14 protein-coding genes and 1 tRNA gene are annotated in these 15170 nt (G+C 63.8%); 7 read left to right on the top strand and 8 right to left on the bottom strand.

The genetic code is table 11. The annotated features are described in order from the left end of the window. Positions 1-77 precede the first annotated feature (77 nt). Positions 78-1016 carry a ZIP family metal transporter gene (locus E2H86_RS19760; RefSeq protein ID WP_133330875.1) on the bottom strand — a complete coding sequence of 313 codons (939 nt, stop codon included), beginning with the start codon at positions 1014-1016 and terminating at the stop codon, positions 78-80. Between the two features lie 125 nt (positions 1017-1141). On the opposite strand from E2H86_RS19760, the gene E2H86_RS19755 reads away from it, so the two are divergent. The 4 genes from E2H86_RS19755 (at position 1142) to E2H86_RS19740 (ending at position 4425) form a co-directional block, all read left to right on the top strand. Further along, positions 1142-1333, top strand: coding sequence for a PLDc N-terminal domain-containing protein (locus E2H86_RS19755; protein WP_133330873.1), 192 nt, complete (start codon positions 1142-1144; stop codon positions 1331-1333). Positions 1334-1500: 167 nt separating this feature from the next. Further along, the gene (locus E2H86_RS19750; protein ID WP_133330871.1) at positions 1501-3558 is read left to right on the top strand and encodes an LTA synthase family protein; all 2058 of its coding nucleotides are present in this window, start codon (positions 1501-1503) and stop codon (positions 3556-3558) included. A 117-nt stretch (positions 3559-3675) separates the two neighbouring features. Continuing rightward, positions 3676-3912: a hypothetical protein gene (locus E2H86_RS19745; protein ID WP_133330869.1), complete on the top strand. Its 237-nt coding sequence runs from the start codon at positions 3676-3678 to the stop codon at positions 3910-3912. A 180-nt stretch (positions 3913-4092) separates the two neighbouring features. Then, positions 4093-4425 carry a ribonuclease E inhibitor RraB gene (locus E2H86_RS19740; protein WP_133330867.1) on the top strand — a complete coding sequence of 111 codons (333 nt, stop codon included), beginning with the start codon at positions 4093-4095 and terminating at the stop codon, positions 4423-4425. 54 nt (positions 4426-4479) lie between these two features. Here E2H86_RS19740 and E2H86_RS19735 read toward each other — a convergent pair whose 3' ends face one another. After that, positions 4480-5280, bottom strand: coding sequence for a c-type cytochrome (locus E2H86_RS19735; RefSeq protein ID WP_133330865.1), 801 nt, complete (start codon positions 5278-5280; stop codon positions 4480-4482). Between the two features lie 527 nt (positions 5281-5807). Between E2H86_RS19735 and E2H86_RS19730 the strand changes: the two genes are divergently transcribed. Then, the gene (locus tag E2H86_RS19730) at positions 5808-6545 is read left to right on the top strand and encodes an amidotransferase (protein ID WP_133330863.1); all 738 of its coding nucleotides are present in this window, start codon (positions 5808-5810) and stop codon (positions 6543-6545) included. Between the two features lie 51 nt (positions 6546-6596). Here the strand turns inward: E2H86_RS19730 and E2H86_RS19725 are convergent, their stop codons facing one another. The 3 genes from E2H86_RS19725 to E2H86_RS19715 form a co-directional block, all read right to left on the bottom strand. Next, positions 6597-7568, bottom strand: coding sequence for a magnesium and cobalt transport protein CorA (locus E2H86_RS19725; RefSeq protein ID WP_133330861.1), 972 nt, complete (start codon positions 7566-7568; stop codon positions 6597-6599). A gap of 63 nt (positions 7569-7631) precedes the next feature. After that, the gene (locus E2H86_RS19720; protein WP_133330859.1) at positions 7632-8354 is read right to left on the bottom strand and encodes a lysophospholipid acyltransferase family protein; all 723 of its coding nucleotides are present in this window, start codon (positions 8352-8354) and stop codon (positions 7632-7634) included. Between the two features lie 118 nt (positions 8355-8472). Then, entirely contained in the window at positions 8473-9162 is a 690-nt protein-coding gene (locus tag E2H86_RS19715; protein ID WP_133330857.1) for a crotonase/enoyl-CoA hydratase family protein, read from the bottom strand. A gap of 290 nt (positions 9163-9452) precedes the next feature. Here E2H86_RS19715 and E2H86_RS19710 point away from each other — a divergent pair. After that, a tRNA-Ser gene (locus tag E2H86_RS19710) sits at positions 9453-9542 on the top strand. A gap of 215 nt (positions 9543-9757) precedes the next feature. On the opposite strand, the gene E2H86_RS19705 is transcribed toward E2H86_RS19710, so the two are convergent. The 3 genes from E2H86_RS19705 to E2H86_RS19695 all read right to left on the bottom strand — a co-directional run bounded on the left by E2H86_RS19705 (position 9758) and on the right by E2H86_RS19695 (position 13973). After that, positions 9758-11893: a TonB-dependent siderophore receptor gene (locus tag E2H86_RS19705; protein ID WP_133330854.1), complete on the bottom strand. Its 2136-nt coding sequence runs from the start codon at positions 11891-11893 to the stop codon at positions 9758-9760. A gap of 92 nt (positions 11894-11985) precedes the next feature. Next, the gene (locus tag E2H86_RS19700) at positions 11986-13176 is read right to left on the bottom strand and encodes an MFS transporter (protein ID WP_133330852.1); all 1191 of its coding nucleotides are present in this window, start codon (positions 13174-13176) and stop codon (positions 11986-11988) included. Between the two features lie 47 nt (positions 13177-13223). Continuing rightward, positions 13224-13973: a 3-oxoacyl-ACP reductase family protein gene (locus E2H86_RS19695; RefSeq protein ID WP_133330850.1), complete on the bottom strand. Its 750-nt coding sequence runs from the start codon at positions 13971-13973 to the stop codon at positions 13224-13226. A 117-nt stretch (positions 13974-14090) separates the two neighbouring features. Here E2H86_RS19695 and E2H86_RS19690 point away from each other — a divergent pair, with 117 nt between their 5' ends. Continuing rightward, the gene (locus E2H86_RS19690) at positions 14091-15026 is read left to right on the top strand and encodes a LysR family transcriptional regulator (RefSeq protein ID WP_133330848.1); all 936 of its coding nucleotides are present in this window, start codon (positions 14091-14093) and stop codon (positions 15024-15026) included. The last annotated feature ends 144 nt before the right edge of the window (positions 15027-15170 follow it).

Genomic DNA, 15170 nt, shown 5'->3' with positions numbered 1-15170 from the left:
CCCAATTTCGAATACAGTGCGGTCCCTGTGGGAGCGGGCTTGTCCCGCGAAGAGGCCAGCCCAGGCGATGGAAACCCTCAGCCCAACGCCGTATCCAGAAACATCATCACCGCAAACCCACCCATCAATCCCAGGGTAGCCGAGGTCTGGTGCCCGTTGCGGTGGGTTTCTGGGATCACCTCGTGGGACACCACGAAGATCATCGCCCCCGCCGCCAGCCCCATGCTGACCGGGTAGGCGAGGGCGAAGCCGGTCGAGATCCCCAGCCCGATCACCGCACCCAGCGGCTCCATCAGGCCCGAGCCGATGGCCACCAATGCCGCTCTCAGGTTCGACAGGCCCGTGGCCCGCAGCGCCATGGCCACCGCGAGGCCCTCCGGAATGTCCTGGATGGCGATGGCGCTGGTCAGCGGCAGGCCGATGTTCATGTCGCCGTTGGTGAAGCTCACGCCGATCGCCATACCTTCAGGCAGGTTATGCAGGGTAATCGCCAGCACGAACAACCATACCCGGCTGATCCGGTCCGAATGCGGCCCGCACGCGCCGACGCTTTCGTGTTCATGCGGGGTGAAGCGGTCAAGCCCCAGCATCAGCAACACGCCCAGGCCCATGCCCAGCACCACGGTAAAGGCTGCGGCGGGGCCGCTGCCGGTGATCTCACGGGCGGCATCGAGCCCCGGCAGAATCAACGAGAACGAGCTGGCGGCGAGCATCATGCCGGCGGCAAAGCCCAGCATCACATCCTGGCTACGCGCACTGACGTCGCGCAGCACCACCGCCAGCACCGCGCCCAGGGCGGTGGCGGCAAAGCCCGACAGCCCACCCAGGGCGGCCAGGTGCAGGTTCTGCGAATGCTCGCCGTGCACCGCGTTCCACACGCTGATGGCCAGCAATGCCAGCACCACCAGCAGGCTGGCGCCCAGTCCGGCGCTGAGCCAAGGCGAATCGATGGCTTGCTGGCGCCAGGCACTGATCAGGTTGTCGGGTTCGGCGGCGGGGCTGTTGGCTGGGGGCATGGGCACCTCTATCTCTGGTCTTTGCAGCAGTCTATCCACTGACCGGTCGAAACGGCCAAGGATTCCCTTCTATCGCCTCGATAGGGCTATGCTGTCCAGCAAAGCACGTGCAAGGGAGCATGCTCATGGGGTCCACCTTCAACGGCCTGGTCGGCCTGATCATCCTGGCTCTGGATATCTGGGCGATCCTCAATGTGATCAAAAGCCCGCGGGAGATCGGCGTCAAGGTGCTGTGGATCCTGCTGATCGCCTTGTTGCCGGTCATCGGCCTGGTCATCTGGGCCATCGCCGGGCCGCGGGGCGACGTGCGCATCTGAGCGCGTCCGCCCTGCCTGAGCGGACGAAAGCGCCGGTCCAGACAAAGTCCGAAACAGCCCAGTGACAAAATTTTCACATTGGTTTAAACAGAATCCCCGCCGCACAATACTGCGTTGGTCTTGACCCGCACCTCTTCGCAAACCGCAATCCTAGGATCCCTCCATTCATGGCTAACACGGATGCCCTGAAGCGCCAGGGCGCGCGAGCCGCCTACGCGCCTACCCTGAAGTCCCACCTGGCCTACACGCTGTTGAGCGGCCTGGTGATCATGCTCATGCTCAGCCTCGTGCGCCTGGCGCTGCTGGTCTACAACAGCGACATGATCGGCACCACGCCCTATTCCACCGTCGCCGAAGGCTTTCTCAACGGCCTGCGTTTCGACCTGCGGGTGGTGGTGTACCTGAGCATCCCGTTGCTGCTGGCGTGCCTGAGCCCCTGGGCCATGGCCCGGCGCGGCGTCTTCCGCTTCTGGCTGACCCTGTCCGCCAGCGTGGTGATGTTCCTCGGCCTGATGGAGATGGATTTCTACCGCGAATTCCACCAGCGCCTGAATGGCCTGGTGTTCCAGTACATCCAGGAAGATCCCAAGACCGTGCTGAGCATGCTCTGGTACGGCTTCCCGGTGGTACGCTACCTGCTGGCCTGGTTGGTCGGCACCTGGCTGCTGAGCCTGCTGTTCAAGGGCATCGATCGCCTGACCCGCAACGACCGCCCGATCGCGCCGACGCCCTGGTACAACCGCCTGGCGGTGTTCATGGTGATCCTGCTGATGGCCGTGGTGGCTGCCCGCGGTACCCTGCGCCAGGGCCCGCCGATGCGCTGGGGGGATGCATTCACCACCGATTCGAACTTCGTCAACCAGCTGGGTCTGAACGGCACGTTGACCCTGATCGACGCCGCCAAGAGCCGCTTCGGCGAAGACCGCGCCAACATCTGGAAGCCCGTGCTCGACCAGGGCGTGGCCCAGCAGAGCGTGCGCGATCTGCTGCTGACGCCGCACGACACCCTGGTCGATGCCGACGAAGCCCCGGTGCGCCGTGACTTCCTGCCGCCAGCCGACCGCACCCTGCCGGTCAAGAACGTGGTGGTGATTCTCATGGAGAGCTTCGCCGGCCACTCGGTGGGCGCCCTGGGCAGCCCGAACAACATCACCCCGAACTTCGACAAGCTGGCCAAGGAGGGTCTGCTGTTCGACCACTTCTTCTCCAACGGCACCCATACCCACCAGGGCATGTTCGCCACCATGGCCTGCTTCCCCAACCTGCCAGGTTTCGAATACCTGATGCAGACCCCCGAAGGCGGCCACAAGCTGTCCGGCCTGCCGGCCCTGCTCGGCGCCCGCGACTACGACGACGTCTATGTCTACAACGGCGACTTCGCGTGGGACAACCAGTCCGGCTTCTTCGGCAACCAGGGCATGACCACCTTCATCGGCCGCAACGATTTCGTCGACCCGGTGTTCTCCGACCCGACCTGGGGTGTGTCCGACCAGGACATGTTCGACCGCGGTGCCGAGGAACTGGCCAAGCACGACGACAAGAAGCCGATCTACGCGCTGCTGCAGACCCTGTCCAACCACACGCCGTATGCGCTGCCCAAGGACCTGCCGGTCGAAAAGGTCACCGGCCAAGGCCGCCTGGACGAGCACCTGACCGCCATGCGCTATTCCGACTGGGCGCTGGGCCAGTTCTTCGAGAAGGCGCGCAAAGAACCGTACTTCAAGGACACCCTGTTCGTCATCGTCGGCGACCACGGCTTTGGCAACCAGGATCAGGTCACCGAGCTCGACCTGGGCCGCTTCAACGTGCCGTTGCTGCTGATCGCTCCGGGTATCCAGGAGAAGTTCGGCGCTGTCGACCACACCGTGGGTACCCAGGTCGACATCGTGCCGACCATCATGGGCCGCCTCGGTGGCCAGACCCGTCACCAATGCTGGGGCCGTGACCTGCTCAACCTGCCAGAGGGCGACCCGGGCGTGGGCATGATCAAGCCATCGGGCAGCGAGCAGATCGTCGGCCTGGTGCAGGGCGATCGCATCCTCATCGAGTCCAAGGACATGAGTCCGCGTCTGTACCGCTATCAGTTGGGTCGCGAGTTCAAGGCCGAGCTGATCGAGAGTCCGGACCAACCGGAAATGCTGAAAAAGCTCGAAGCCTACATCCAGACCGCCACCAAGAGCTTGCTGGACAACACCGCCGGTGTGGTGCACGGCAAGCCGAAGTAAGGCCTACGGGGGCCGCCCGGCGGCCCCCCGCGTCACGACTGAACGAACGCTATCCCTCCAAGGTCAAGGTATACAGGCATCACACACTGTTGTTCCTTGACTGAGAGGGCTCGTTCAATGAAAGCGTGGGAAGTCATCTTTGCCGACCAGAAAGGCGAACCGACGTCGCTGCTGCTGCGGGCCGACGAACGCCCCAGCGAAGAAGACGCCGCCCGGGCGATTCGCTCGCACTTGTTCCCGGTCATGGATGAGCTGGACCTCAACGACTTCCAGGATCGCACCTCGTCACCCACGGCACGCTGGCTCAAGGAACACAGCGGCGTGACCATCAGCCGTATTCAGGAAGCGCCCTGAGTCACCTATTGGCGTAGCGCCCTGGCAACCACTACGCTGATGGAAGGTGCTGGGCTATCTTGCGGCCCGTACCGGTTCGATTCGCGTCTTGCATCAGCTCTATCAACTCCACCCGCCGGCCTCGCCGGTGAGTGCGCAGTGCACGGAAAGTCTATCCATCGCAAGTTAGGAGGACGTTTCATGAGCAGCCAAAACGACGATATCAGCAGCAATGTCCTGCGCCAGATGAAAGCTGGCGGTTTCGACTTCACCCGCATCCATCCCATCGAGTTCTATGCGGTATTCCCCGATGAAGCAGGGGCGCGGCGAGCGGCCAGGCAATTTCGCGGAGAGTCGCTCAATGCCCAAGTGCGCGAGCTCGATGACGGCGCCTGGCACCTGGAACTGAGCAAGGTCATGTACGCCACGTATGGTGGAATCGGAGATTTCGAGGAGACCTTCGAACAGGTCGTTTCGCCTTATGGCGGCGAAGTCGAAGGGTGGGGCGTCAAGCACGAGCGGCCGGTTGCCTGAACCTCTTGCGCCGGCCTCTTCGCGGGCAAGCCCGCGAAGAGGCCAGCAAAAACGTCAGGGTCTCCGACTGGCCATGTGCCCCAGATAGGCCAACAAGGCATCCAGCTCTTGCTCACTCAACACCGTTTCGGCAAAACCCGGCATCCGTGCCTGCGGCCAGGCTCGCAGGCTTTGCGGATCCCGAATGTACTGGCGCAGATACCCCGGCTGGAAATACTCGGTCGGGTTGTGCGGGATGTTCAGGTCCGGCCCGAACTGCGCATCGCCAGCGCCATTGAGCCGGTGGCATGCCAGGCAGTTCTGTTGGAACAGGGCAAAGCCTTGGCGTATGGGGTCGTCGGCCGGCAGGGCAGGATCGGGGCGCAACGCAGGGAATCGCTGTGCAACGGGCGCCAGACGACGAATCGTGGCGATCTGGAAGGGCCATTGCTCGGGGCGGATACCGCCTGCCTGCGGGTCGGTCCACACCAGGTAGAACGGCCCGGCGCTGGGTTTGCCGTTACCTAGCGCCGGCCAGGGCTGGGCCGGGTCTTCCACGGCCAGCCAGGCGCGGGCAGGGCCGCTGCGCAGCAACGGCTCGGCCGGCATTTCTGCGGCAAAACCATCCAATGCCACCGCCTGCAGGTGGTCTCCAGGCTTCACCCCCTCGAGCAGCGCCGCCAGCGGTACTGCGCGGTAGTGCATCGGCCGCTTGTACGACACGTCCTGGTCGATCTGGATGTTCTCGGCCTGGGCATGCTCGAGCAGCTCGGCGCTGCTCCAGGTACGCGACGAGTCGCCGAGCACCAGGTGCAATTGCGCAGCGTGCAGCGGTAGGCACAGCAGCAGGGCCAGGAGGGCTAAGCAGTGGCGCATGGCAGGTCTCCAACCATAGAGGTCGGCAGGTTACCTGCGCGCTGCGAGCAAGGCCACAGCCGGGATCATCCGAACAGTCGTGTGAGGTTCGGCAAGATCAACAGCAGCGTGGTGGCGAACACAATGAGCCCGGCTTGGCGAACTTTCGGTTGTCTGAACATGGCGGACCGCCTTCTTGTTGTTATTCCTGAATACCCTGGGCTTCCTTGGCGTGCTTCGGGTCGATCGCGGTGGCGAAACGTGAACGCCTGCACCGCTTGCCTCTGATGCGTGGATATACAACCAACAGTAGGGTGTGCATCATCCCCGTTTAAGAACGCTTTGTACTAAAAGACCAGGCTTAAAATGCCTGACAGCTATGAGGCCAACTGCCATACCGCTGTCATGCTCCGGCTAGACACTTGCGACCTCGCTCGCCTCCGACCGACGAAATGTGACCGTTCGTCAGCGCGGCCTACTTGCTTGTACGTGGCTTTCGCGTCAGTCTCTACAACAGTTTTCCAACCATGTCGTCCAGGACTATCCCTATGTCGTTACGCATCTGCATCCTTGAAACCGATGTCCTGCGACCGGAGTTGACCGCGCAGTACCAGGGTTACGGAAGGATGTTCGAGCAGCTCTTCTCGCGTCAGCCGATCGCAGCGCAGTTCTTCGTGTACAACGTGATGAACGGGGACTATCCCCCGGACGACGAATCCTTCGATGCGTACCTTGTGACGGGCAGCAAGGCCGATTCGTTCGGCAGCGATCCATGGATCCAGACGCTCAAGGCCTATCTGCTCAAGCTTTACGAGCGGGGCGAGAAGCTGCTGGGCGTGTGTTTCGGTCATCAGTTGCTGGCGCTCACCCTCGGTGGCAAGGCCGAGCGCGCCGAGCAAGGCTGGGGCGTGGGCATCCACCGTTATTCACTGGCCGCCCATGCGCCGTGGATGGACCCGGAAGTGTCCGAGCTGACCCTGCTCATCAGCCATCAGGACCAGGTCACCCAGTTGCCGGAAGGCGCCACGGTGATTGCCTCCAGCGATTTCTGCCCCAACGCCGCCTACCACATCCGTGACCAGGTATTGTGCTTCCAGGGCCACCCGGAGTTCGTCCACGACTATTCCCGGGCACTGCTCGATGCGCGCCAGGAATACCTGGGCGACGAGGTCTACCACAAGGCCATCGCCAGCCTGGCCACCGAGCACCAGGGCGATCTGGTGGGCGAGTGGATGATGCGCTTCATCCAGCAGCCGGTCAGCAAGGCCAGCGACAGCGCCGCTTGACCTGGCCAGGCCCTATCGCCTGTAAGCGCCGGCTTGCCGGCGATAGGGCCCTCAAAGCCATCCCGACCGTTTGAAGCTCGCGTACAACCCCGCGCACCCCAGGCCGATGACCCCCAGCACGGTGAAATAGCCGTAGTGCCAGCCAAGCTCTGGCATGTTCTGGAAGTTCATCCCGTAGATACCGGCAATCGCCGTGGGGAAGGCCAGGATCGCCGCCCAGGCGGCGAACTTGCGCTGCACGATGCTTTGCCGCGACGCCTCCAGCAGCATGCCGATCTCGATGGTCTGGCTGGCGATGTCACGGATGCTCGCCAGGTCTTCCATCTGCCGAGTGACATGGATCTGCACATCGCGAAAGTACGGGCGCATGTTCTTGTCGATGAACGGGAAGCTCAGGCGTTGCAGTTCTTCGCTCACCTCGACCATCGGCGCCACATAGCGGCGCAAGCGCAGGATGTCCCGCCGCAGGCTGTGCAGACGCTGGATGTCTTCCTCTTGGAGCGAATTGCTGAGCACGCTTCGCTCCAGTTCCTCGATCTCGCCATGGATCGCCTCGCTGACCGGCTGGTAGTTCTCGGTGACGAAGTCGAGCAGGGCATAGAGCACGAAGTCCTCGCCGTGTTCGAGCAACAGTGGCCGTGCTTCGCAGCGTTGGCGCACCAGGGCGTAGGATTTGGAGTGGCCGTTGCGGCAGGTGATGATGTAGCCGTTGCCGGCGAAGATGTGGGTTTCGATGAATTCCAGCCGGCCCTCGTGACGCACCGGTGAATAGGTGACGATGAACAGCGCGTCGCCGAAGGTTTCCAGCTTCGGTCGGCTGTGTTTCTCCAATGCGTCCTCAATGGCCAGCTCGTGGAGATTGAACTGACATTGCAGGTTGGCCAGTTCCTCGGCATTGGGTTCTTCCAGGCCGATCCAGACGAAGTGCCCGGGCTTGCTCGCCCACTCACGGCCTTGGTCGATGCTGATATTGGTGACTTTCCTGCCGGCGCTGTACACCGCCGCTGCGACGACTCGACCCATGGTGGCCCGCTTCTTCGGTTGAACACGCCCTACAGCTTGGTCCGTTCGCGGCCGCAGAGCAACTCAGCGGTGGCTGGCCAGCTCGCCTTCCATGCGATCGATGCTCTGCTGCATCTGGGTACGACACTGTTCGATCAGCGCGGGCACGTCCTGCTGGGTCATCCCTGCCGTGCTGATCGGCGGCAACGAGCGCACGATCACCGTGCGCCGGCGCCAGCTGTTCAGGTTCAGGCGTCGGGCATAGCGGCTGACGCACACCGGCACGATGGGTACACCGGCTTCCACGGCCATGTGGAACGCGCCCTTCTTGAACGCCAGCAGGTGCTCGCCGCTGTTGCGCGTGCCCTCTGGGAAGATCCAGATCGAAGTGTCGTTACGCAGGATGCGGGTGGTCAGTTGCAGTGCCTTGCGCGCCTGGTAGGCATTGCTGCGGTCCACCAGCACGTTGCCGCCGAGCCAGAACAACTGGCCGAACAGCGGAATCCAACCCAAGCTCTTTTTGCCGATGGCGACGGTGCGCCGGGGCACGACGTGGCCGAGCACGAACAGGTCGAAGTTGGATTGGTGGTTGGCGACAATCACGCAGCCTGGCGGCTGGTCCCGCAGCGGACCGACCTCGGCTTTGACCCGCAGACGCATGAACCAGGTTGCCGGCAGGCTGTAGAGGCGGGCGAAGAGGCGACTGTTGTCGGGGTTGAACGGGCGGCACAGGCCGATCAGCAGGCCAGCGACGCCCACCAGCAGAAAGTGCACCGCCAGCAGGAGCATGCGAAGCGAATAGAGCATGATACGACTCACACCAGACTGTCGCGCCGCAGTGTACGACTGTGCACTGTCCGGGGCAAACCTTGCGTCAGGCGTACCGTGCTGTCCTCTTCGCGGGTAAACCCGCTCCTACAGGGCCTCAGCCCATGTATTCCTGATCCCGAATGATCGCGTCGTCCAGCTCGTCGAGCAGGGCCTTGCGCACTTTGAGCTTGGTGTTCTTGTGCGCCAGCATGTTCAGCTTTTTCAGCTCCCGTGCCGCAGCCAGGGCGGTTTCCTGCAATTGCTCGGCGGGCACCACGCGATCGAGGAAGCCGGCCTGTACCGCGCCCTGGGGATCGAAGACCTCGGCGTTGTTCACCGCACGTTGGAAGGCCGCGCGACCCAGGCGATCACGGGCCAGGGCGATGCCGGCGTAGTGCATGGTCATGCCGATCTGTACTTCGTTCAGGCAGATCTTGTAGGGCCCCTCGACGCCGATGCGATAGTCGGCCGACAACAGCAGGAAGGCGCCCTTGGCCACCGCATTGCCGGGACAGGCGACGACTACCGGAAACGGATGCGACAGCAGCCGACGGGCCAGGGTGGAGCCGGCGGTGACCAGCCCGACCGCTTCCTTGGGGCCACTGGTCATCACCTTGAGGTCGTAGCCGCCGGAGAGAATGCCGGGCTGGCCGGTGATGATCACCACCGCACGTTCCTGCACGGCGCGATCGAGTGCGGCATTGAAGGCGATGATCAGCTCTGGCGAGATGGCATTGACCTTGCCGTTGTCCAGGGTCAGGGTGGCGATGCCATCTTCGGCGTGGTAAGTAATCAGCTCGCTCATGACAGAGTCCTTTGGGTGGCGTGAGCCAGACGTTACCCAGCGTCGCGGGTCAGGTAAAGCGGCAAGGTTGACTGACCAGTCAGCGTTCGGGCTGTATGCCTTGGTCTGTCGGGGCAGGGCGGTGGCTGCAGGTAAAAGCGCAGGCTTGTTTGGCAGCATTGCCCTGATAGCCCCGTGTTTTCGCGGCGTTGGCTTAAACGCATGAAATTTCTGAAAAAAATACTTGCCAAGTGAAAGACGTTCCACTAAATTAGCGCGCCTCGACAGGCTGAACAGCTTGAAGAGAAAACGGTGAAGTGTCCGAGTGGTCGAAGGAGCACGCCTGGAAAGTGTGTATACGAGAAATCGTATCAAGGGTTCAAATCCCTTCTTCACCGCCACATTCCGAAAAGCCCCCGTACTGAAAAGTGCGGGGGCTTTTTGCATTTCGGCGCGGTAGGGGTGAGGTTGGGGATTTGGGGTGTGCGCTGGAGGAATTTGGTGTTGCATCTATCGAGCGCCGCCCGCGCGGCGCTCGATTTGTGCGGCACAACACCCCTCAAGTGCACACCCCGCGCCGCCCCCCCCAAACCAACGCCCTACACCACCACCCGCCTCAGAATGCCACCGAAGCCGACACCCGCGCTGTTCGTGGCGCTCCCTGGAACAGGTAGTTATCCCCCAGGTAATCCCCCACATCACGCCAGTAGCGCTTGTCGAACAGGTTATCCACGGTCAGCCGCAGCGTCGTGTCATACCCCGCAATCCGCGTGCGATAGCGGCTGCCGAGATCGAACACGGTATACCCACCCACCTCGACGTTCCCTGCCTGGCTCGCATACTTGCTGGCGCTGTAGCGTGCGCCAGCGAGCAGGGCCAGGCCTGGCACCGGCAGGCTGTAGTCGGCCTGAAGCGCTGCCCGCAGGCGCGGTACGTTGATCGCCTGGTGCCCTTCGTATTGCGCGGTGCCACTGTTTTTCACCCGCGCCCGAATCGCCGCCGCGCTGGCCTGTACCTGCAACTTCGAGGTCACCCAACCACTGGCGCCCAGCTCCAGGCCGATATTCTTCTGTTGGCCTTGCTGCACGTAGACGAACTCACTGCCTTGCGGCTTGGCGTACTGGTAGGCCTGGCGTATCTGGAACAGCGCGGCGCTGAAGCTCATGCCTTGCCAGTCTTGCTTGACGCCCAGCTCCAGCTGGTGCGACAGCGTCGGAGCGAGGATTTCGCTGGCGTTGGAGGCGTACCATGGCGCGGTACCACCGGCCGACAGGCCTTTGGCATAGCTGGCATAGAGGGTGGTGTCGGGCAATGGCTTGAAGATCAGCGCGGCATTGGGCAACAACTGGTACTGGCGGGTATGGCGACCGGCATTGCCGTCCTCGTCCCAGGTGCATTCGTCCAGGCGGACTTCGCGGGCGCCGATCAGTGCCTGCCACTGCTCGTTGAAGGTCACGCGATCGCTGGCGAACAGCCCGTACTGGCGGCTGTCCAGGCGCCGCTCGCTGCTGCCGATGGGGTTGCTGGAGGGTTCCAGGCTGGGTGCACCGGTGTCGATGTTGCCGTTGCCGAGCAACTCGTTGTAGTAAGGCCGCTGGTCCAGGGTGCGGCGCTGGGCGCTGGTACCGAGGGTCAGTTCGTGACCGACGCCCAGGGCATCGAAGCGGCCATCGAGGGTGGCCTGGACCTCATCGGTGCGGCGGGTGTCGTCAGGGCTGCGGAAATCGTAGATGTCATAGTCGCCGTCCGGGCTGAAATGCGACTGCCAGCCGCTGTCGCTCCCCCAGGCGAACGCGCTGTAGTCGTCGATCACCACCTGGCTGCGCGAGGCGCTCAGGGTACCGCTCCAGGCATCGTCGAAGCGGTATTGGAAGCGCCCGCCAAGGTTCAGTGAATCGCTCTGCACAGGCTTGGCCCAGCGCTGGTAGGCCAGGCGATCCTCCGGGTCGACGCCGTGGGGCACCTCGCTGCCACCGAGCAACTGGTAGCCAGGTACCGAGAGCTGCTCGCGGTGCTGGTATTCGGCATCGAGCTGCAAGGTGGCGTCGGCGCTGACCTGCCAGTCGAAGGCCAGCGCAGCGAAGTCGCGCTTACCGTCGGCATGGTCGACATAGGAACGGATGTCCTCATGGGCCAGGTTGACCCGCAGACCGAACTGCCGCTCACTGCCGAACCAGCCGCCGAGGTCGGTGGCCAGGTAGCGCTCGCCTTGTTCGTTGCTCGACACCGTCACGCTGCGCACGTCGGCGGCGCGCTTGGTCACGTAGTCGATCAGTCCGCCAGGCGCCGACACACCGCTCTGCAAGCCCGACAGCCCCTTGAGCAGTTCGACCTGTTGCTTGTTCTCCAGGGCCACGTTCTGCTCGCCGGCGATGGCCTGGCCGTTGATCCGGTAACTGCTGGCCGCATTGAGCTCGAAGCCGCGGACGTTGAAGTTCTCGTAGTAGCCGATAGGCGCGTAGCTCTCGCCGACCGAGGCATCGCTTTGCAGGACTTCGCTGAGCAGGCGGACCTGGCGGTCCTTGAGCAACTGTTCGCCAAACACGTTGATCGAGGCCGGGGTATCGAGCAATGGCGCGGGCTGGAAGCCGCCCACCGAGGCCTGTTGCACCCGGTAGCCATCATCGATGGCATTGCCTTCGACCTCGATGGGCGCGAGCTGCACGCTGTCGTCGGCCAGACCATGGGGGCTGTGCAGGGCCAGGCCCAGACTGAGCAGGCTCAGGGGCAGGTGAGGGCGAAGCAGGGGCATGGGGTGAAGCTCCTAGGCAGGGGCGCAGACAAAAACGTCGATCTTATCAGGCGCCCCCTGCGAAGGCTTCTCCACCCCAGGCAGGTCAACCGTCAGGCGACAGCCTGTTTGGCCCGTTTGCGTCTGCTTTCGGCCAGGCACCACACCAGCAACGCCAGCGCGCCTATCGTCAGGCCGGCCATGACGATGCCTGACCAGCCCAGGTGCTGGAACAGCTGCGTCCCCAGTAGCGAGCCCAATGCGCCGCCGATGAAATAGCAGGTGATGTAGCCGGCGTTCATGCGCGTGCGTGCCTGTGGGCGCAGGGCGATGACCGCGTTCTGGTTGCTCACGTGCACCAGCTGTACCGCCAGGTCCAGCAGCAACACGCCGACCAGCAGGGCGACCAGCGAGTGCTCGGCGAAGCCCAGCGGCACCCACGACAGCACCAATGCCACCAGGCCAACGGTGGTGCCCAGCGAGCCCTTGCCGCGGTCGGCCAGGCGCCCGGCCCAGTTGGCCGAGAGCGCCCCCGCCGCGCCCGCCAGGCCGAACAGCCCGATCGCGGCGTCGGAGTAGTGGTAGGGCTCACGGGCCAGGAGAAACGCCAGCGGGGTCCAGAACAGTCCGAACAGGCTGAAGGCCAACAGGCCGAGCAGTGAGCGCAGGCGCAGCAGCGGCTCTTCGACGAACAGGCGGAACACCGAGCCGATCAGCGCCGGGTAGGTCAGGCCGGCAGGGTTGTGATGTCGTGGCAGGCTGCGGTACAGGGCAATCGCGCTGACGCCCATGAGTACCGCGGCCAGCACGTAGATGCTGCGCCAGCCGCCGAGCTCGGCCATGAAGCCGGCGGCGGTGCGCGCCAGCAGGATGCCCAGCAGCAGGCCACTCATCAGCGTACCCACGGCGCGGCCGCGTTGGTGTGGCGCGCTCAAGGTGGCTGCCAGCGGCACCATGATCTGCGCCACCACCGAGAACAGCCCGGTCAGCGCGGTACCAAGGATCAGCCAGGGCAGGCTTGGCGCGCAGGCGCTGATCACCAGGCCCAGGGCGGAGAGGGTGGTCATGATCACGATCAGCCGGCGCTGCTCGAACAGATCGCCCAAGGGCGCCAGCAACAACAGGCCGGCGCCGTAGCTCAATTGCGCGGCGATGACGATGCTGCCGGCACTGGCGGTACTCAGGCCGAATTGCTCGGCGATGCTGTGCAGCAGGGGTTGGGCGTAGTAATTGCTGGCCACGGCCAGACCGGTGGCCACGGCCATCAGCAGGATCAGCGCGCGGCTGAGGGTAGGGGAACTCATGGATCTCTCGAAATCAGAAAAAAACTGGGGCGTGAGGCCCCAGTTTATCAGGCTGCGAAGCCGCCATCGGCAGTCAGGCTGGCGCCGGTGATGTAGCCGGCCTCTGGGCCAGCGAGATAAGCGACGAAACTGGCGATCTCGTCCACCTGGCCATAGCGCCCGATCGCCATCAGCGGTAACAGGCTTTCGGCGAACTCGCCGCTGGCCGGGTTCATATCGGTGTCCACCGGTCCCGGTTGCACGTTGTTCACGGTGATGCCCTGCGGGCCCAGGTCACGGGCCATGCCGCGGGTCAGGCCGACCAGTGCCGATTTGCTCATGGCATAGGGCGCGCCACCGGCGAAGGGCATGCGTTCGGCATTGGTGCTGCCGATGTTGATGATGCGTCCCCCTTGGCCCATGTAGCGTGCGGCGGCCTGACTGGCCACGAACACGCTACGCACGTTGACCGCCAGGATGCGGTCGAAATCGGCCAGGTCGAACTCGGTGACCGGGGCTACGGCCAGCACACCCGCGTTGTTGACCAGGATATCGAGGCGCCCGAAGGCCTTCACCGCGTCGTCTACCGCCAGTTGAATCGCGGCGGCGTCCGCACTGTCGGCGCGCAGGGCCAGGGCCTGTCCGCCAGCGGCCTTGATTTCTTCGGCCAAGGCATCGGCCGGGCCTGCCGAGCTGACGTAGGTAAAGGCGACCTGGGCCCCTTCGCGGGCCAGGCGCCGGACGATGGCCGCACCGATACCGCGCGAGCCGCCTTGGACGAAGGCGACTTTGCCTTCGAGGTTGAGTGGTGTGGACATGCTGATCTCCTGCTGGAAGCAAGGCCGGATGCCTTGGATGAGCGCAGTATCGGCCGTCGATTACCTGCTGATAAGATGGCAATTGCGATTAACAGAGTAAACCTTTGGTTGGTAATCATGGCCATGGAGTCTTTCAACGCCCTCGAGTGCTTCATCCGAAGCGCCGAGGTGGGCAGTTTTGCCGAGGCGGCCCGGCGCCTGCGCATCACCCCGGCGGCAGTGGGCAAGCATGTCGCGCAGCTGGAAGCGCGTCTTGGGGTGCGGCTGTTCCAGCGTAGTACCCGCAAGCTCACTTTGACTGAAGCGGGACAGCGTTTTCTGGGTGAAGTCAGCGACAGCGTTCGCACCATCCAGTACGCCGTGACCAATCTGGCCAGCGCCGAAGGGCAACCGGCCGGACTGCTGCGGGTGAGCATGGGCACGGTGTTCGGGCGGCTGTACGTGCTGCCGTTGTTGGGCGAGTTCCTGCGGCGGTATCCGGCGATCGTCCCGGACTGGCACTTCGATAACCGTCAGGTGGATCTGATCGGCCAGGGTTTCGACGCCGCCATTGGCGGCGGTTTCGAGCTACCGCTGGGCGTGGTGGCGCGCAAGCTGGCGCCAGCGCATCGGGTGCTGGTCGCCGCTCCCGCTTATCTGGAGCGTCACGCACCTATCGACGATCCCCAGGCGCTGCAGCGCCATGACGGGATCCTGATCCGCTCTCCGCAGACCGGGCGGGTTCGTTCCTGGCCATTGACCAGCCGTGGGCAGGAGGAACAACCCTTGCGGTTGCGTCAGGCGATGACCATGAGCGATTCGGATGCCGCGTGCGTGGTGGCGCAGCAGGGATTGGGGATCGCCCTGGTCAGCTTGCCATTCGCCGTGCCCTATCTGGAGGCCGGCAGCTTGCAGCGTGTGTTGCCGGACTGGTACGTGAACGACGGGCACATCAGCCTGTATTACGCCGAGCACAAGTTATTGCCGGGCAAGACCCGGGCGTTCATCGATTTTGTCGTGGAGCAGTTTGCCGAACGGGAGTGGGCCAGGCGCTTCGATGCGTTGACCGAGTAGACGATCACTCAGCCCCTCTGCGCTGAGAACTGTGGCCACTGTGTGCGGGCTTGTCCCGCGAATGGGGCGACGCGGTGAATGGCACCGGCTTCGCCGGTGTTCGCGGGACAAGCCCGCTCCCACAGGTTCTACGCTCGAATCAAG

This window comes from Pseudomonas putida (assembly GCF_004357765.1).
GTDB lineage: Bacteria > Pseudomonadota > Gammaproteobacteria > Pseudomonadales > Pseudomonadaceae > Aquipseudomonas > Aquipseudomonas putida_U.
This window is presented reverse-complemented; position numbering and strand designations above follow the sequence as displayed.